This is a genomic window from Pedobacter sp. UYP30 (assembly GCF_040547165.1).
Lineage (GTDB): Bacteria > Bacteroidota > Bacteroidia > Sphingobacteriales > Sphingobacteriaceae > Pedobacter.
On sequence record NZ_JBEPPD010000004.1, the window covers coordinates 160,581 to 180,263 of the forward strand.

13 protein-coding genes and 1 tRNA gene are annotated in these 19,683 nt (G+C 39.3%); 9 read left to right on the forward strand and 5 right to left on the reverse strand.

Annotated features, from left to right (window positions below; all coding sequences use genetic code 11):
* Positions 1-5: 5 nt before the first annotated feature.
* Complete coding sequence (locus ABIB40_RS06695; RefSeq protein WP_354357280.1) at positions 6-455, forward strand: RES family NAD+ phosphorylase; 450 nt, start codon at positions 6-8, stop codon at positions 453-455.
* Between the two features lies 1 nt (position 456).
* Here ABIB40_RS06695 and ABIB40_RS06700 read toward each other — a convergent pair whose 3' ends face one another.
* From ABIB40_RS06700 to ABIB40_RS06710, 3 genes are read right to left on the reverse strand one after another with little or no spacing between them, the layout of a single operon-like run.
* On the reverse strand, positions 457-1,440 hold the full coding sequence (locus ABIB40_RS06700) for a LuxE/PaaK family acyltransferase (protein WP_354357282.1): 984 nt from the start codon (positions 1,438-1,440) through the stop codon (positions 457-459).
* Positions 1,441-1,463: 23 nt separating this feature from the next.
* The gene (locus ABIB40_RS06705) at positions 1,464-1,817 is read right to left on the reverse strand and encodes a hypothetical protein (protein ID WP_354357284.1); all 354 of its coding nucleotides are present in this window, start codon (positions 1,815-1,817) and stop codon (positions 1,464-1,466) included.
* Positions 1,818-1,819: 2 nt separating this feature from the next.
* Positions 1,820-4,252, reverse strand: a complete 2,433-nt coding sequence (locus ABIB40_RS06710) for a penicillin acylase family protein (protein ID WP_354357286.1) — start codon at positions 4,250-4,252, stop codon at positions 1,820-1,822.
* 190 nt (positions 4,253-4,442) lie between these two features.
* Here ABIB40_RS06710 and ABIB40_RS06715 point away from each other — a divergent pair, with 190 nt between their 5' ends.
* The 5 genes from ABIB40_RS06715 (at position 4,443) to ABIB40_RS06735 (ending at position 13,428) form a co-directional block, all read left to right on the forward strand.
* The gene (locus ABIB40_RS06715) at positions 4,443-7,298 is read left to right on the forward strand and encodes a TonB-dependent receptor domain-containing protein (protein ID WP_354357288.1); all 2,856 of its coding nucleotides are present in this window, start codon (positions 4,443-4,445) and stop codon (positions 7,296-7,298) included.
* Between the two features lie 159 nt (positions 7,299-7,457).
* The gene (locus ABIB40_RS06720) at positions 7,458-9,914 is read left to right on the forward strand and encodes a glycoside hydrolase family 31 protein (RefSeq protein WP_354357290.1); all 2,457 of its coding nucleotides are present in this window, start codon (positions 7,458-7,460) and stop codon (positions 9,912-9,914) included.
* 154 nt (positions 9,915-10,068) lie between these two features.
* The gene (gene glgB / locus ABIB40_RS06725; RefSeq protein WP_354357292.1) at positions 10,069-12,123 is read left to right on the forward strand and encodes a 1,4-alpha-glucan branching protein GlgB; all 2,055 of its coding nucleotides are present in this window, start codon (positions 10,069-10,071) and stop codon (positions 12,121-12,123) included.
* Positions 12,124-12,273: 150 nt separating this feature from the next.
* Entirely contained in the window at positions 12,274-13,005 is a 732-nt protein-coding gene (locus ABIB40_RS06730) for a tetratricopeptide repeat protein (protein ID WP_354357294.1), read from the forward strand.
* Positions 13,006-13,200: 195 nt separating this feature from the next.
* On the forward strand, positions 13,201-13,428 hold the full coding sequence (locus ABIB40_RS06735; RefSeq protein WP_354357296.1) for a hypothetical protein: 228 nt from the start codon (positions 13,201-13,203) through the stop codon (positions 13,426-13,428).
* 388 nt (positions 13,429-13,816) lie between these two features.
* Here the strand turns inward: ABIB40_RS06735 and ABIB40_RS06740 are convergent.
* Positions 13,817-13,890, reverse strand: a tRNA-Met gene (locus tag ABIB40_RS06740).
* A gap of 196 nt (positions 13,891-14,086) precedes the next feature.
* Between ABIB40_RS06740 and ABIB40_RS06745 the strand changes: the two genes are divergently transcribed.
* The 3 genes from ABIB40_RS06745 to ABIB40_RS06755 all read left to right on the forward strand — a co-directional run bounded on the left by ABIB40_RS06745 (position 14,087) and on the right by ABIB40_RS06755 (position 17,250).
* Entirely contained in the window at positions 14,087-14,467 is a 381-nt protein-coding gene (locus tag ABIB40_RS06745; protein WP_354357298.1) for an START-like domain-containing protein, read from the forward strand.
* 29 nt (positions 14,468-14,496) lie between these two features.
* Entirely contained in the window at positions 14,497-15,930 is a 1,434-nt protein-coding gene (locus ABIB40_RS06750; protein ID WP_354357300.1) for an LptF/LptG family permease, read from the forward strand.
* Between the two features lie 108 nt (positions 15,931-16,038).
* Positions 16,039-17,250, forward strand: a complete 1,212-nt coding sequence (locus tag ABIB40_RS06755) for a bifunctional 3,4-dihydroxy-2-butanone-4-phosphate synthase/GTP cyclohydrolase II (protein WP_354357302.1) — start codon at positions 16,039-16,041, stop codon at positions 17,248-17,250.
* 162 nt (positions 17,251-17,412) lie between these two features.
* Here the strand turns inward: ABIB40_RS06755 and ABIB40_RS06760 are convergent, their stop codons facing one another.
* Positions 17,413-19,419 carry a DEAD/DEAH box helicase gene (locus tag ABIB40_RS06760; RefSeq protein WP_354357304.1) on the reverse strand — a complete coding sequence of 669 codons (2,007 nt, stop codon included), beginning with the start codon at positions 19,417-19,419 and terminating at the stop codon, positions 17,413-17,415.
* Between the last annotated feature and the right edge of the window lie 264 nt (positions 19,420-19,683).

Sequence of the window (19,683 nt, forward strand, 5' to 3'; positions counted from 1 at the left end):
TGCTGGTGTATCGAATTTCTTCCCCTACTTATATTGAAGATTTAAGTGGTGCGGGCTCTAAGCAATTTGGAGGTAGATGGAACGAAAAAGGAACAGCCATGGTTTATTTTGCGGCAGCAAGAGCAATGGCGGTAATGGAGGTTTTGGTACATGTAAGGCCAGAGCAGATCGCAAAGGAATTTGTATTGGCAGTTTTCGAATTGCCAGATACCGATATTTTTACGGTAAATATTGAAGATTTGCCGAAAGATTGGAAGCTTTTGGAACAAGCAGATGAGTTAAAGAAGATTGGAAATCGATTTATCAAGGGCCAGAAATATTTAACCATGCGTGCCCCCTCTGCCATTTTAGAGGAAGAATATAACATCCTGTTAAATCCTGCTCATCCTTTAGCCAAAAATGTAAAACTTGTTGATCGCCGTCCGTTTAAATTTGACAGACGTTTTAAAGGTTAGCTTACTGCACCAGCAAATTGCAGCCTCGAACATCAGAATGATCAAACCTGCCTAGCACTTCAAAGCTGTCGTCTTCGTTTAGTCTGCCTAAATCTTGCGTGGCAATAAAAGAACAACTGTTTATATTGGCTAAATCTACTACATTTATCCCTCCTGTTTTTCCTCTTTTTACATAGCTAAAAGGGTCATTAACATCTCTAACAAAAATTTTCATCCAAGGCGGACAAACAAATACTCCATCGCCCAAAGAGTAAGCTTGAGATAGCAGTTCGGTCATTCCGTATTCGCTGTGTATCTTTTCTACGCCAAAGCCCTCAGTAAGCTGCTGGTGTAATGCTTCTCTTACCATTTCCATTCGCTTTCCTTTCATGCCCCCTGTTTCCATAACAATAAGTTCTGGGAAATTTACATCGTACTTGTCTATAAAATCTAATAGCGCATAAGTTACGCCTATCAATAATGTTTTTTGTTTAGCTGCTTTTAATCGCATCAGTACATCAAATAAACCTGCATCGTCATTTAAAAAATAGCCGCTTTGCGAGTTATTACTTTTTGCGATTAAATCATCTACCATATAAATAAGAGAGGATCCATTTCTTTCTTGGTACGAGGGCAACAGCGCTAAAAAGCAAAATTCGGTAATGTTTCCGTAGAAATGATCAAAGGCGTTTAGGTAACTTTTTTCATATAGGCCAACATCTGTTACAGCATGTTTACTTTGCGTCATTCCGGTGGTTCCAGAGCTGGTAAATAGGATGTCGGCTGGTTTGTGAGAACTTACAATGTTTTGGTTTTTAAAAAACTCGATTGGAAGAAACGGGATTTCCTTGGGCGTTTGAATGCTATTTACATTACACCCTAAGATAGAAAGGTAATTTGCATAGGTGGTGCAGGCAATTGCTTGGTGTCGAAATACCTGTATTGCATACTCGTTAAAGCCTTTGGTACTTTTAATCTCGAAAATCCTGTCGGGTTTAAAATTCACCCAGCAAAAATACGAAGCGTAAATTAAGTTTTCTGATTTTTTTTAACCAACATCGAAATTCTAAACTGATAGCCACAGTAGCCGCTAATTCCTGCAACTAAACCTCCCAAAAAACCAGTTATGAGTAAGAGCAGCCACCAAATATTTACCTGCAACATTATGGCAACTCTACTTGCTAAAATATTGTCGTTTGGGATGGTCTTAAAAAGTGCATAACCTATCCAAAGCAAGAAGATGGCAAAAAAAGACTGCCAAAAGGCTATCCTTCCAGTTTTTCCGATAATACCACAGGTTGCAAAAGAGATGACAACAATAATCCACCAGGGTAATATGAGTTGAAGTAGGAAACATACAATGATAATTGCGATGAAGACCATAGTTATTTAGATAGGATGGTTAATTTGGTGATGATTTTTGCAGATTTATCGTCGGCAGATTTCATTAAATAAAGATCATAGAGCTGATTATTGGCCCAAGTGTCTATCATATCGTCGTAGAATTTACTGCCTGGATTGCCAGATTGCCCGCCCGGAAAAACGCCATGCCCTTTTGGTGTTTTGCCAAGTTCTACTACCATACGCCACGATGGGCCGTTGGTTTCGCTAATGGCATCGATAGTGCTTTTTGCTCCACCAATGTATAGGGTTTTAGAACCAAATCCAGGTATTTTAGCCAAATGTGGCACATGGGTTTCTTTAACGTTAGCCCAATCCCATTTTTTGCCTATTGGGCCAAACCTTTTTTCCAAGCTGTCGCATGCGTATTTTAGAGATTCGTTTACCAAATCGGTAAGGGTTTCTTTTTGAGGCGTGTTTACATTGTCGAACCATTTAGAATTGGGTTCGTTCAAAATCATTTCTACTGTTCGGTCTCTGGATGGATAACGCATCGGGATGCCCGCAATGGTAAAGTCATCATTCCATATATTGTACATTAGGCGCTGGTTCCAAATTTCGAAAACACTCGCTGCAATTTCATCCGCATTATACCGCTTGTTCCATTTGCTTAAATCATCGAATGCCTCTTTTTGGGTTCCATTTAGTTTCTCTATGGAGACAAGGCTTAAAAGCTTTGGCAAAATGTTTTGGGCCAAAATGCTGTAACTATCTCCTTGCATTAACCTTATGCTATCCAGCGTAGCGTTTTTCATGGCGGTTAACTTGTCATTAATGCGTTTGCCGCGTTCGTAACTTCCAAATTCCCAATTAATAAAGTATGGGTAAGTTTTATCTGTAGAAGATTGGTTGGCCGAACTCACAAATCCACGAGGTGGGTTTTTTACCGTTGGGTTTTGGTCTGCAGGAATAAATCCGTGCCAATCGTATGCAGGGTCGCTACCATCTAAAATAAATTTCCCCTGATCCGGCCATTTCAACGGAAATTTTCCATTCGGGGTAATGGAGATGTCGCCTTTTACACTAGCAAATGCAAAATTTTGCGCAGGCGCGGTGTAATACGTTAGTGCTTTCCGATAGTCTTCGTAGTTTTTTCCCCTGTTTAAATAGTAAAAGGTCATCAGTTCATCCGATTCATCGTGCGCAATCCAACGCAAAGCATCGCCCACAGGCACATTATTTGCGCGGGCAAAGTCCGGTTTTTGGAAATACACAACGGGGCCTTGGTTGGTGTAATAAACGGTATCAACTTCGTCTTTTGCTCCTCGAATTTTTATTTTCTCAAAACGAGTGGTTGTATTATTCCACTTATTGTTGTACCAGAACTGCTGATGCGTGCTGTCTTTAAATTTAGTCTGATAAAAATCTAGCACATCTGCTGCAACATTGGTAACGCCCCAAGCAATATCTTTGTTAAAGCCAATAACAATTCCTGGTGCGCCTGGCAATGAAACGCCGTAGGTGTTAATACCGGGTGCAGAAAGTTGTATCTGGTACCAAATAGAAGGTAGTGTTAAATCTAAGTGTGGATCATTGGCTAAAATTGGGTAACCCGATGCCGTTTTAGATCCAGAAAGTGCCCAGTTGTTGCTGCCAATTCCGTCAATTTTTTGCGTTTGTTTTACATCGCCGGTTGTGGCGTTTATAAAAGATTGTGGTGTTTTTGGAATAGCTAAGGGGTTAAAATCCCATGGCGTACCTACCGGGATAATCGGATCTTCCTTATATGGGTAGTCTGGAAAAAGATTTTTCACCACGTCTGGACCGTATTTTTTTAAAATATTGGTCATGTAAAACTCGTCAGAGCCCATAGCCAATACCGAAGACATTTGCTTTAGCAGCAAAGCGCACTTTATGGGCGTCCAGGGTTCTGGTTTGTAATCTAAAATTTTGTATTCTATAGGGTAGTTGGCCTTAGAAAGTTTTTGGATATAAGCGTTAATGCCATCGGTATAAGCCAATACCATTTCTTTCGATTTTGGGTTAGCCATCATGCCTTTTAAAGTGTTTTCTGCTCCGTAAACCATGCCCATGCGCCGCTGATAACGATCTACCTCTATTGCTTTTTTTCCAACAATTTCCGACAGTCGACCTGCTGCATACATGGTTTGGAAATCCATTTGCCAAAGGCGATGCATGGCGGTAACGTAACCTTGAGCAAGATAAAGATCATGGTCATTTTTAGCGAAAATGTGAGGAATCATCCTATCGTCAAAAGAGATTTTAATTTCTTCTCTCGCGCCCTTTATTTTTATGGTGTGGTTAAAACTGAAATGATTGTTCTCTGCATTTTGCCAAAAGCCCATAAAAGGGTTCAAAAATTTTAACAACGGGGGTAGCGGTCCCAAACCTGTATTTAACAAGACTGCCAAAACAATGGGTACGATAATGCAAAATACGGCTTTAATCTTATTCATTCGAATTGAGGTGAAAATAATTTAAATTAGTTTGAAGATATTGGCTAGCATTATGTTGCAAATTACTACAATCAAGACAGCAATCAAAATTAAAATATTTATAAAATATTATGCATGCATAATTTGTTTAATTGGATAAAACCCACTAAGTTTATAAGACCAAATAAGTTCTAACCAAAATCTTAAATTTATGAGCAGAATGTTTACCCGATTAGGCTGTGTAGCATTAATGCTATTCAGCGCAGCTTTAACGCTGCATGCGCAAACCCATAGGGTAAGCGGTACGGTAACCGATAAGGATACCAAAGAACCAGTAGTTGGCGCTAGTGTGGTTATTGTTGGGCAATCTGGCGGCACTTCTACCAACAGTGCAGGTGAGTTTACATTTACAACGTCTGCAAAATTGCCCTTTCCATTAGTGGCAAGTAGCGTTGGGTTTGGCCGAGAAGAGAAGCAAATTACCGGAAGCACTACTGGCATTTTCTTTGAGCTTGGAACGGCTATTACGCTGGGCGGAGACGTAGTGATTTCTGCTTCGAGAACACCAGAGAGAATTTTAGAATCGCCGGTTACCATAGAGCGTATCAATGCAGAAGCACTTAAGGAAATTCCTGCGCCCTCTTTTTACGATGGTTTGGCCAACTTAAAAGGAGTGGAGGTAAGTACACAAAGTTTGACGTTTAAATCTATAAATACTCGCGGCTTTAATAGCAACGGCAATACCCGTTTCAATCAATACGTAGACGGTATGGACAATCAAGCGCCAGGCCTAAATTTTTCTGTTGGAAACATTGTGGGCATGACAGAGCTTGATGTAGATAATGTAGAATTATTGCCCGGTGCGTCTTCTGCGCTTTATGGCGCAGGTGGCATTAGTGGTACGTTGTTAATGACTTCGAAAGATCCTTTTCGTTACCAAGGTGCAAGCTTTCAATATAAAACAGGCATTAACCATGTAAATGACGGCAATACGAGTACAAAGCCGTACAACCAGTTAGATGTTCGCTTGGCAAAATCTTGGAACAATAAGTTTGGGGTAAAAACATCTTTCTCGTTTTTGCAGGCCAGAGATTGGTCGGCAAGCAACACCAGTAATTTCGATAGAATTGGAAGAACTGCAAAACCTGGAGACAGAAATTCTGATCCAAACTATGACGGGATAAATGTATACGGTGATGAAATTAGCCAGAACATGATCAACGTATCTCAAAGTGTGGAGGCAAAAACAAGGGCAGGTATTTTGGCTGCTACAGGTGGCGCCCTAAATATTCAGAACACGCTAAATTTATTGCCAGCAAATACACCTTACGCAAGCTACGTTGGTTTTGTAAATGCAAATATTCCGGCTGCCCTTAGGCCAACGGTTTTAAATGGTTATCTTCCGTTTTACTATGGTCTAAAAAATAACCTAATTCCAAATCAGTTTGTCTCTAGAACTGGGTATGCAGAGCGAGATTTGGTAGATTATGATACCAAATCCCTAAAAACATCTAGTGCTGTTTATTATAAATTTACGCCTACCATCCAAGCCATTGCTCAGGTAAATTATGGTACAGGAACTTCGGTTTACACCGGCACAGATAGGTATTCTTTAAGAGATTTTAGCATTGGCCAATATAAATTAGAACTGCGCGGAGATGATTTTTTCTTGAGAGCTTACACTACTCAAGAGCGTTCTGGTAAAGCTTATAACGCAACCATTTTAGGTACTTTCATTAACGAGGCTTGGAAGCCCTCCACCACGTGGTTTCCGCAATACATCGGGACCTACCTAGCTACCGGCTCCTACGCAACTGCACGAGCTGCAGCAGATCAAGGTAGGTTTTTGCCAGGAAGCCCGAGTTTTGAAACGGCGAAAGACAACATTACTAGCAAATCAATCGGGCCGCAAAACGGAGCAAAGTTTAACGATAAAACAAATCTTTACCACTACGAAGGGCTGTACAATTTTACAAGTTTACTAAACAATGTGGTCGATGTTCAGGTTGGCGCTTCTTATCGCGATTACTTTTTGCACTCTGATGGAACTATTTTTGACGATGCAACTAGATCGATTGTGATTTCTGAGTACGGAGCTTTCGCCCAAGTGGGCCGTAAGTTTAGCGACCTATTTAAGCTTACCGTTTCTGGAAGATATGACAAGAGCAAAAACTTCGAGGGTAGGTTTACGCCTAGGGTAACCGGTGTTTTTACCGTTGCCAAAAATAATAACATACGGGTCTCTTATCAAACGGCCTTTAGAAATCCTACTACACAAGATCAATACATAGATTTGGCAGTTGGCGGCGGTTCCACAAGGCTAATTGGTGGATTGCCAGAATTGTTAAACAAATACAATCTTTATGATAATAAAGGTGTTACGGCACAAAGTTATAGAGCGTTTCTAGCAACTGTTGCAGCTGGCACGCCGAATCCTGGCGTATTGGAAGAATATTCTTTTTCTGCGCAAGCGTTAAAACCCGAAAGTGTGCAAGCGTTGGAACTGGGATATAAAGGTTTAATTGTTAAAAATTTGTTGATAGATACCTATGGATATTATAACATTTACAAAGATTTTATTGGCGGAGTAGATTTATATCAAAACCCCACTACCAATGCGGTAAAGTTTAGTGTGGCGACCAATACACCTGGAAACGTAAAAAGTTATGGAGGTGCATTCGGACTAGAATATCTTATTCGCAAGCTTAACCTTAGTGGAAACGTTTCTTACAATAAACTTAGCCAGTTGCCAGAAAACATCATCAATACCTTCAATACACCAGAAATTAGATACAATTTGGGTATCGGTAGTAAGGAGATTTTCAAAAATGTTGGTTTCAACGTTCAATATCGTTGGCAAGATAAATTCTATTGGAATTCTACATTCGTATCTGGCGAAGTACCAGCATTTTCAACTGCCGATGCACAACTGAACTTAAAAGTGCCTTCGATAAATTCTGTATTCAAAATTGGTGGATCTAATATTCTAAATAAATATTACATCACATCTTATGGAAATCCAGATGCAGGCGCGGTTTATTATGTTTCGGTAAGTTTTAATCCATAACAAATTCATCAAACAAAATTACTTACTGCACAGCATTCATCGCCTTTGTATTTTTTTTACAAAGGCGATATTTTTGGATTTAATACTGCATTTTTGTAAAATATTTGTATTATAGTATTTTAAAGCTCTCAATTCTATAAAACATTACACTTAATTTAGATGAAATTGGAAGACAACAAACCGGAAGAAGTAGACGAATTAATTGAGAAAGAAAAGGAGATTCAACACTTAAATAATCCGGTAGATATATCTGTAAAGCCCATCGTTAAACAATATTTGGGCGCTGTGATAGATGTTAAGAAAGACGGTAATAAGTATTATTTCTCTGATGGAAATGCTTCGGTAGAGGTAAGGGTAGTTAGCGACGAAATAATTAGGGTGCGCTTGGCACCTCACAGCGTTTTTTTAGATGATTTTTCTTATGCTGTTCCAGAGGTAGACCAAAAAGTGTCTGTTTTTAAAATGGAAGAGTATGAAGATTATTATACCATCTCTACTCATGCGGTAACCTGTAAAATAGAAAAGGCAACTTTTCACATCTCTTTTCTAGATAACTTGAGCAACCTTGTTATGGTAGATGAACCAAATTCTATGCATTGGGAAGAGAATATAGAGTTTGGGGGCTACTATGTTTATGCAACCAAAAAATGTAATACCGAAGAAAACTTTTTCGGCCTTGGTGATAAATCAGGGAATTTTAATTTGCGTGGACGTCGTTTTGAGAACTGGAACACTGATGCTTATTCTTATGGCTGGGATCAAGACCCTTTGTACCGAACCATTCCGTTTTATATTGGCGTACATAGTGGTGCCGCGTACGGTATCTTTTTCGATAATACGTTTAAATCGTATTTCGATTTCGGAAAAGAAGATTCCAATAAAACCAGTTTTTGGTCAGACGGAGGTGAATTGCAATACTATTACATACACGGCCCACACATGATGGATGTAGTTAAACGCTACGCCCTCCTTACAGGTACGCATCCAATGCCACCAAAGTGGACATTAGGCTATCAACAATGTCGTTGGAGCTATTATCCAGAAGAGAAAATAAAGGATATTGCAAAGCAATTTAGAGATAGGAAAATTCCTTGCGATGCCATTTATCTTGACATTGATTACATGGATGGTTATCGCTGTTTTACCTGGAATAAAAAATATTTTCCGGACCCTAAACGGATGATCAAGGAGTTGGCAGATGACGGTTTTAAAACCGTTGTGATGATAGATCCCGGCATAAAGGTAGATGATGATTATTGGGTTTTTAAAGAAGGAAAAGAAAACAAATATTTCTGTAGAAGAAGCGATGATTATTTTATGGAGGGGCATGTTTGGCCTGGGCGATGCCAATTTCCAGATTTTACAAATCCGGAAGTGCGCAGCTGGTGGGGCAATTTGTATAAAGAATTGGTAGATATGGGTGTTGCCGGGTTTTGGAACGACATGAACGAACCAGCGGTATTTGGTTCGGGCACTTTCCCAAATGACGTGAGGCACAACTACGATGGTCATCGCGGTTCTCACCGTAAGGCGCACAATGTTTATGGTATGCAAATGGTTAGGGCCACATACGAAGGTTTGAAAAAAATAATGCGCAACAAAAGGCCTTTTACCATAACCCGTGCGGGGTATGCTGGTGTGCAGCGTTTTGCAAGCGTTTGGACCGGAGATAACATTGCATCTTGGGAGCATTTAAAAATTGGAAATATTCAGTGCCAACGATTGGCAGTTTCTGGCGTTTCTTTTTGCGGAACAGATATTGGTGGATTTAGTGGCGAGCCAGATGGCGAATTGTTTAGCCGTTGGATACAACTTGGCGTATTTTCTCCCTTTATGCGGGCGCATTCTGCAGGAGATACAGCAGAAAGAGAACCTTGGAGTTTCGGACAATTTTACGAAGACATCAACAGAAAATTTATCGAGCTTCGTTATAAAATGATGCCTTATCTGTACTCTGTTTTTTGGGAACATCACCGCTACGGATTTCCAATTTTGCGCCCGTTGGTAATGTTGGATCAAGAAAATATTGGCAATCATTACAGGCAAGATGAGTTTTGCTATGGCGATAAACTCCTTATTTGCCCGGTATTAGAGCAAGGAGCAACGGCTAGAACGGTCTATTTGCCTAAGGGAACTTGGTATAATTTCTGGACTCACGAAGTGCTTGAAGGAGAAACGGAGCATGTTGTAGAGGCCCAAATAGATAGCATGCCTATATTTGTTAGGGCCGGAACGGTTTTGCCGCAGTATCCGGTTATGCAATATGTTAATGAAACCCCGATTACAGAGTTAGAATTGAACATTTATTACAGCAGCTACGAAGTAAATTCTTTCTTGTTCGAAGACCATGGCGATACCTTTGCCTATGAGCAAGACATTTACATGGAAAAGAAGTTTGTTTTAAAGGGCAATTTAGAAAGTTTAACAATACAACAGGGTATAGAAGGTTTATATACGCCTAATTATGAGGCATATAATTGTAATGTGGTGGGTGTAATGTTTGCGATAAATAAAATTATAGTAGATGATGAGGAAATTAAGAATTTTTTTATAGATGATGAAAAAACGTTGCATTTTAAATGCAATAAAAACTTTTCAAAAATTATCATCAATTGATAACCATCTCTTTTAATCTTGGTGGCAAAAAGGTCTGATTTTTTACTTTATCTAGAATTAATTATCACAAGTAATAAAAACAATATCTCAAATATAGGTTTTAGCTTTATGCTTTGTGCATTTTGCTTTCAGCCTTTATAAAAAGCGTTAAATTATGGCTGCAAAGAAAATGTCTTCATCCAATGTGGGCGAACAAAAGGTTGAGGTAAAAAGTAGAGCAAAAGCAGAAAAGGCGCCTGAAAAAAAAGCGGTTATTAAAAAATCTACAGTCAAAAAAATAGCTGTGGATCAGATTGATAAGAACAAGCCTGTTTGGATTTTTAGTTTATTTACCGATTTCGACATCGACCTATTTTTGATGGGTAAACATTTTCGTTTATATGAGAAAATGGGTGCTCAACTGCAAACCATTGAGTCTGTAGCCGGAACTTACTTTGCCGTTTGGGCGCCGAACGCAACTTTTTTAAGTGTAGTAGGAGATTTTAACGGCTGGGATAGAGAAACGCATGCGTTGTACAAACGTTGGGATAAATCTGGTATTTGGGAAGGATTTATACCTCATGTGGGGCAAGGAGAAATTTATAAATATTTTGTAAAGGGCTTTGATGGTTCCGAGTACGAAAAGGGCGACCCGTATGCACGTCGTTGGGAGCATCCGCCAAGAACAGCTTCTATTGTTTGGCAGAGTGATTATAGCTGGAAAGATGCATCTTGGCTAAAAAAACGCCCAAAGTTAAATGCATTGGATCAGCCATGTTCTGTTTATGAAATTCACCTCGGTTCTTGGCAAAGAAGTCCAGAAAACCCAGAACTCGTTTTAAATTGTAGAGAAATTGCCAAAACCTTGGTGCCGTATGTTAAAGAAATGGGCTTTACGCACGTAGAGCTTATGCCTGTAATGGAATACCCTTACTATCCAAGCTGGGGTTATCAAATTACCGGCTATTTTGGTGCTAGCTCTAGGTATGGCAGTCCCGAAGATTTAAAGTTTTTGATCGATGAACTTCATCGTGCCGATATTGCAGTTATTTTAGATTGGGTGCCTTCGCATTTCCCAGGAGATAGACACGGGCTTTATGAATTTGACGGAACTCATTTGTACGAACATGCCGATATGCGCAAAGGATTTCATCCCGATTGGAAATCGTATATTTTCAATTATGATAGAAACGAAGTCAGGTCTTTTCTAATCAGTAATGCCATGTTTTGGATGGATCAATTCCATGCCGATGGGTTGCGGGTTGATGCGGTTGCTTCTATGCTTTACTTTAATTTCTCTAGAGAGGACGGCGATTTTGGTACCAACGAATTTGGTGGGTGCGAAAATTTAGGCGCGATTAAGTTTCTTCAAGATTTAAACGAATCAGTTTATGGCAACTTCGAAGGCGTACAAACCATTGCAGAAGAAAGTAGTACCTATCCTGGTGTTACTTCGCCGGTTTACGCTGGTGGGTTAGGCTTTGGAATGAAGTGGATGATGGGCTGGATGAACGACACCCTCAAATATTTCAAGTTAGACCCAATCGAACGGAAACATCATCATTATAGCTTAGCTTTTAGCATAGGTTATGCGTTTTCTGAAAACTTTATGCTACCTTTTTCTCACGATGAAGTAGTACATGGTAAATCTCCGATGCTCTTTAAAATGCCCGGTGATGAGTGGCAAAAAGCAGCTAATGTTAGGGCATTGTATGGGTATATGTTTACGCATCCCGGTGCAAAGCTGTTGTTTATGGGCAACGAGTTTGGCGATACGAGTGAATGGGATCTATGGAAATCGCTCAACTGGGATTTGCTGAAATTTGCACCTCATAAAGGTATTCAGGAAACGGTAAAGGCCTTAAATTTTTTATATAGAAACGAACCAGCCTTGTATGAGCTAAATTACTCTTACGAAGGTTTTGAGTGGTTAGATGCAGATAACACCAACGATTCCGTTTTTGTGTATATGCGTAAAGGTAAAAAGCCAAATGATACCCTAATTGTGGCGTGTAATTTTACGCCGGTAGTTAGAGAAAATTATAAAATTGGTGTGCCATTCAAAAATAAATGGAAGGAATTATTTAATACAGATGCTGAAAAGTTCTACGGAAGCGGACGACTGAACGTTGGTGATTTAGAGACAAGAGAAGAGCATTACAACAATCAAGAGTTTTGTATTACGGTAGATTTGCCGCCACTTGGAGTGGCTATTTTTAAGAGTAAATAGAATTTTACGTTTAGCTTTAAGAATCTGTGTTGCTCAAATTTTAAAATTTTTGCCAAAAGAATATTTTAAGAATACAGAACATTTATTTTGCATTTACGTTTAGAATCTGTTCATTCGGTGTAAATTACCCAAGTGATTTTTTTTCGATACATGACAAAAGAAGACAAAATTTTATTGACCGCACGCTACGTAGAGGGAGATATGAATTCTTTTGAACAGTATGAGTATGAACTGCGTTTAAAAAACGAGCCCGATTTAAATGAGCACTTAAAAGATTACAAAGAAATTCATGAAAATTTTCGACTGCAATTACCCCTTATCGCAAGTCAGCAGTCGTTTTTTCCACCACGTACGCAAAACACAAAACATTATCGGGTAGAAGAACCCGATGTTTTGCCCGTTAAATCTATTTTAAAATGGTTTTTAGCAATTGCGGCTGGTATTATGACCGTTTTTTTAATATGGGCGCCTTGGAATACGAATTTGTACAGGAGTTACGCATATTACGAAAAAATTGGTGTGCCCAAAAGCTTTTTAGGCGATACCGTTGCGATGCACAAAGCGGTGTACCTGTATAATAATGGCAGTTATTTGTTGTCCAGCCATTTGCTTGCGGCACAACATATTAAAAATCCTGATAACGCAGAACTGGCATACGCCTATAGCAATACATTAATAGAAACCGCCCATTTACTCGAAGCACGTGAAATATTGGAAACGGTTGTTGCCAGAAATGCCGATGTAAAGTATTTTGCCGAGTATTCTATGGCTTTAAGCTATGTAAGGGAGGATAATGCCACAGAGGCAAAGATTTGGCTGGACAAGATCCCAAAACTGACTAAAGCTTATCCCGTGGCCGCAGAGCTAAGAAGTCATTTGTAAAAAGATCGGCAGGCATGCAGAAAAAAATTCTTCGCACGTTTTAAATATTCCAAATTGAATTGCTTTTTTAAGCATTTTAGCGGACAATTATCTAGTTGTTTAGGTTGTTACACCCAATTAACCTCAGTATTTCTAAATCTATTTTTCTGATTTAATTTTCATTATGGCGGCTCTTCATAAAATGGGTATAAATTGATGGACAATCAAAGTTCTTTTATTCTAATGTACAAAACTTACGCTGCACCTTTATATGGTGTTATTTTAAAATGGGTTGGTAATGGGGAAGCAGAGAAGCAAATTTTAGAAGATACTTTTACACAGGTTTGGAAAAACGGGGCTTCATTGCTGTTTCTTCAACTGAAACCATTTTCTCAACTTCACCTAATTGCCGAGCGGTTTAGTAAAAGGCATTTGGTAAACTGATGTTTTTGTAGACACTTTTGGCCCGCTGATACAAGCGTCATTATAAAAATCTCCATAAAAAAACTGCCATGTTCAAATATGGGCCATAAGCTAATTTGCTTTTTAATAAATCTCGATAAGTTAATAGAATAAGTTTTCTAAAATTTGTTTTTTAGGTGTGGTTTTAGCTATCTAGCAACGAAAAATTAAATTATAAGACGAAATCTCAGCGAAGTTCGCACCTCAATTTTGACATTACCTATCAGGTTATGAAAATAATTTTGCGACCAAATGTCTAGTGTTTTTGGTTTTTTAGGACAATCCTCGATAAAGCCAATCTTTTATTTTACATTTATTTATGCAGAAAAAAAAAGCCTTCAGATTTTCATCTAAAGGCTTTTAATTCTTGTAGCGGGGAGCAGGATCGAACTGCCGACCTCAGGGTTATGAATCCTGCGCTCTAACCATCTGAGCTACCCCGCCAAGGAGTCGGTGTTAATAAAAAAAATAGAAATAAGTCAATTGCGTATTTATTCCTACCAATAATCCAAAAAATAGTTATCTTACAAGTTCTGTAGTGTGGCTATTTTTTAGAGTTGCAAATATAGAATAAATTACCTTTCTTTAGAAAAATAAAGGAAAAAAAATAATCAGATAGCGACCTTGTGACTAAATTAGCATGGCAGAAAAAAAGAAATTTACGATTGAATACGAAGTAAAGTCTTCACCTAGAATATTGTACACGTTTATTAGCGAGCCCAATGGATTATCGCAATGGTTTGCAGATGATGTAAACTTTAGAGATCAGGTGTACACCTTCACTTGGGATGATGAGGAACAGAAAGCAAAGCTGGTTTCCATTAAGGAAAATAAGCTGGTTAAGTTTAAATGGTTGGAAGATGATCCGCATTGCTATTTCGAAATGGAGATTGTTCAAGACGAACTTACCAATGATGTAGCTTTGTCTATTACAGATTTTGCCACAGATGAGACCTTGGCCGAAAAGAAATCTATATGGGATAATCAAATAGATTATTTGGTTGGCGTTATTGGTGCTTAAATTTTTAGCGCTTTGCGTATCTTTGTAAGGTGAAAAAATTATACATCTTAATTTTAAAGTCGTTTTTAAAACCATTCATGGCCACTTTTTTTGTGGTGATGTTTATTTTAATTATGTTTTTTCTATTTAAGTATGTAGATGATTTGATTGGAAAAGGATTTGAATGGTACACCATTTTAGAATTGATGTATTATCAATCATTGGTTCAAATTTCTATGGCATTGCCACTCTCGGTACTGCTTTCCTCAATCATGACATTTGGTAACCTCGGCGAAAATTATGAGCTCGTTGCAATAAAAGCGGCAGGTATTTCGCTCCAAAAAGCCATGCGGCCGCTGTTTTTCATTATCTTGCTGTTAAGCGCTAGTTCGCTGGTTTTCTCTAATTTTATCTTGCCAAAAGCCAATTTAAAATTCAATTCCTTGCTATGGGACGTAACAAACAAAAAATTGGCTTTCTTAATAAAGCCAGGTATATTTAACAACAGCTTACCAAGTTATTCCATCAGGGTAGACCGTAAAGACGGCGATAAATTGTTCGGAATTTTAATGTATCAAACAGATGGAACGCTAGGAATTCCTAAAATTATAATGGCCAAAGAGGGCGTTATGGAAAAGACCAGTGATGGTAAGTTTTTGATTTTTAAATTAAAAGACGGTGTACAGTATGAAGAATCTGCAGGTAAATCGGGTGCTTACAATCCGAGGCAGGTTTTTACCCGCAGCCGGTTTAAAGAGGCACAGCCAACTTTCGATCTCTCTTCTTTTCAAATGCAAAATACAGATCCAAATGCATTTGGGCAAAACACCATTATGCTTAATTTAAAAGGAATAAGTCGAAAATCAGACTCCCTAAAGAAGCAGCTCGATACCTTAAATAGAAACCAAAATTTAAGCTTAAAGAATAGTTTTAAGACATACACCGTTGCCAAAGGCTATAACGGGCTAAAAACTACACCGAAAAAAATAGACAAGCTCATCTTGGCTAACATTCCAAACGGTTCTAGAAAACAAAGCATCCAAAATGCATCGAACATGGTTGCCGGTATTGAGCAAAGCCTGGCAAACGGTGGTACAAGGCAAACCGAACTAACCAATGAAATTATTGTTACGAGAATAGAATATCAGCGCAAGTTTACCCTTGCGGCTTCTTGTATTTTGTTGTTTTTTATTGGTGCGCCATTGGGCGCCATTATTAGAAAGGGAGGAATGGGTTTGCCCGTAGTGGTGGCAGTTGCCTTCTTTCTCATTTACCATATTCTAATTACTGTGGCAGAAAAAGCCGCTAAACAGGGAGATTTAGATCCTGTTGTTGCCATGTGGATAGCCGTAATTATGCTTTCGCCTTTGGCTACATTTTTAACCTACAAGGCGTCAAGAGATTCCGCGCTATTCGATATAAATTATTATAAAGAGTTGCTTTTAAAGTTATTCAACAAAAAGCGGCCATCTAACCAACAATAGCATTTACTTCCAAATGATATAAATTTCATTTAATTGTTTTTTTAGGTTGTACCTTTATAGCGCGCCTTTTAGGGGCATTCATATTTTCTTTATTTTTAGATAAGGCACATGCAAAGCAAGCTAAACACCATCGAAGAGGCAATTGCCGATATAAAAGCTGGTAAGGTTATTATTGTGGTAGACGATGAGGCCAGGGAAAACGAGGGCGATTTTTTAACAGCCGCAGAGAATGCAACACCAGAAGTAATCAATTTTATGGCTACTTATGGTCGTGGATTAATCTGTGCACCGCTAACCGAAGACCGTTGCAAAGCTCTAGATTTAAATTTAATGGTCGGTAAAAACACTGCCGCCTACGAAACTAATTTTACGGTTTCGGTAGATTTAACTGGCCACGGTTGTACCACCGGTATTTCTGCCAGCGACAGATCTAAAACAATTTTTGCGCTGATCGATGACAAAACGGAGCCCCAAGAATTGGGTAGACCAGGACATATTTTTCCTTTAATTGCAAAAGATGGTGGCGTGCTACGTAGGGCAGGCCATACAGAGGCTGCGGTAGATTTGGCACGTTTGGCAGGTATGAAGTCTGCAGGCGTATTGGTAGAGATCTTAAAAGAAGATGGAGAAATGGCACGTTTGCCCGATTTGTTTAAGATAGCCACTCAACATAAGCTTAAAATCATTTCCATTGAAGATTTGATCGCCTACCGTTTAAAAGTAGAAAGTTTAATAAGACAGGAGGTTACGGTAGATTTGCCAACCAATTGGGGAACGTTTAAAATGACTGCCTACACACAGCTTGACAGCGGTGCCACCCATTTGGCCATTTCTAAAGGCGAGTGGACTCCAGACGAAGCTATTTTGGTGCGTGTGCATAGCTCTTGCGTAACTGGCGATATTTTTGGCAGTTGCAGATGTGATTGTGGCCCGCAGTTGCACAAAGCCTTAGAAATGATAGAACAAGAAGGAAAAGGCATTGTCGTGTACATGAATCAAGAGGGCAGAGGCATTGGGCTTGTAAATAAGTTGCGTTCTTATAATTTGCAAGATGAGGGGTTTGATACAGTCGAGGCCAATATAAAGTTAGGCTTTAAAGAGGACGAGCGCGATTATGGCGTTGGTGCGCAAATATTAAGGTCGCAGGGGGTTTCTAAAATGAAACTGATGACCAATAACCCAACCAAACGTGCAGGTTTAATTGGCTACGGGCTAGAGGCTGTTGAAAATATCCCAATTGAAATACAAAGTAACATTCATAATGAACGATATTTATCGACAAAAAGAGATAAGATGGGGCATTCTATTATGAAAGGATAACTTTCATAAAATAATTTTACAGATGCTTTCTTAAATCTTTGGGATTGTGGATAGAACCAAAGAATCCACGACATTAATGAACCTGATGTTTGAAATATACCATAAAAAACTGGCCGATTTTGCGTTAGCAAAATCGGCCAGTTTAATTATTTGTTAGAGGGTTTACCACCTTTTTCTACGTTCTTTACGTTCGCCGCCGCCAGATCTATCAGCGCTGCTCGAGCGATCTGATGAACGTTCTCCGCTGCTACTTCCATTGTCTGAACGTTCTTCGCGCTTGCGACCAGAGAAATCTCTAAATTCGCCGCCGCCAGATTTGTTACCGTCAGAAGAAGAACTTCTTCTTCCGCTACCGCCAAAACCACCGCCGCGGTCGCCACGATTTCCACCACCACTAAATCCACCTCTACGGTCGCCACCGCCGCTTCTGCGCTCTCCACCACCAAATCCACCTCTTTCTCTACGTCCGCCGCCATCACGTTCTCCACGGTCTCCACCACCAGCAGGCGCATCGCCGCTTTTCTCTATACGTACGCTTCTACCGTTATATTCTGCATTTTTAAAACCTTCAAAAACCTGATCAACAACTGCGTCTTCTACTTCAAAGAAAGAGAAAACACCCTTTAAGTCAATTCTGCCAACTTCTTTTCCGCTAATGTTGGTTTGGTTGCAAATAAAGCCAAGCATGTTGCCTCTGCTAAATTCATCTACCGAACCTAAATTAATAAACAAACGTGTAAAACCTTCACTTCCTCTACTGCGACCACTGCGCTCGCCACGTTCTCCACGTTCTCCACGTTCTCCACGGTCTGAATCTCTGTCTCTTCCGCGATCATCTGCGGAAGCATTTAAGTCTGGTGCTTTAGAATAATAATCCAAAAAGCGGTTAAACTCTAAAGAGGCAAAACGTTTAATGACATCTTCTTTGCTCAATTCACCAAATTCGTCCATTATACGTGGAACATATTGCGCAATCTGCTCTTCGTTAACTTCCACATTATTAACTTTGTGGATTAAAGAAAACAACTGTTTTTCGCAAACATCAAAGCCTGTAGGTAATTCTGCTTTTGTAAACTGTTTGCCAATAATGCGTTCCAACTGACGGATTTTACCAGTTTCTTTAGAGTTGATAATACAAATAGAGATACCTTGTTTACCAGCACGGCCAGTACGGCCAGAACGGTGGGTATAACTCTCTATCTCATCAGGTAAAGAAAAATTAATTACGTGTGTAATTTCTTTAACATCTATACCGCGTGCGGCAACATCTGTTGCAATTAACAACTGCATATTTTGTTCGCGGAAACGCTGCATTACCTTATCGCGTTGTTGTTGCGATAAATCGCCATGAAGCGCATCTGCATTGTAACCGTCTTTTATCAATTTTTCGGCAACATCTTGCGTATCCATTTTGGTTTTGCAAAATACCACCGCAAAAATATCCGGGTTAAAATCTACAATTCGTTTAAGGGCTGCATATTTATCGCGGGCACGCACCATGTAATATTCGTGCTCTATGTTAACGTTACCAGAGTTTTTTGTACCCATGGTAAGTTCCACTGGATCGGTCATGTATTTCTTGGCAATGCGGCGAACCTCGCTTGGCATAGTTGCAGAAAATAACCATGTTTTCTTGTCATCTGGGGTAGTAGCTAAAATGTCATTTATGTCTTCTTGGAAGCCCATATTTAACATTTCATCTGCTTCATCTAGCACAACAAATTTTACGCTAGAAAAATCTATCGCCTTACGGCCAAGAATGTCTAACATACGGCCTGGCGTGGCCACTACAATTTGTACACCTTGGCGAATTTCTCGCAACTGCGTGGTAATGCTTGCGCCACCGTAAACGGCAACTACATGGGCACGCGGCTTGTTTTTGGCAAAGCTCTTAAGGTCGTTCGTAATTTGTAAACAAAGTTCTCTAGTCGGACATAAAATCAAAGCCTGTGGCTTATTTATGTCGAAATCAATTAATTCTAACAGCGGCAATCCGAATGCGGCTGTTTTTCCTGTTCCTGTTTGGGCCAAACCAACAAAATCATTAGTGCCTTCTAACAGTACAGGAATACTTTGTTCCTGAATGGGCGTTGGAGTTTCAAATCCAAGGTCTTTTACGGCATTAACGACGTCATCACTTATCCCCAATTCTTTAAATGGGTTTGTCATTAGTCTTTTTTTAATTAAGCCGCAAAGGTATGGTTTTTAATTTGTATATCACAGTAAGTTAGCTAACTACATTGTTAAATTAAGCTGTTGTAAATAAGCAGATAACGAAATATTACCTTCGGTATTTTGCTTGTATTGCTCCCAACAGAGTTTTTAGGTGCCGTATTTTGCATTACGGTTATATTTTTTTAATTTTTAAGAAAACGACAGGACATAGCTTTTTCACAGTTCAATCCCGCTTTCCACTCCAATCTATCTAAAAGC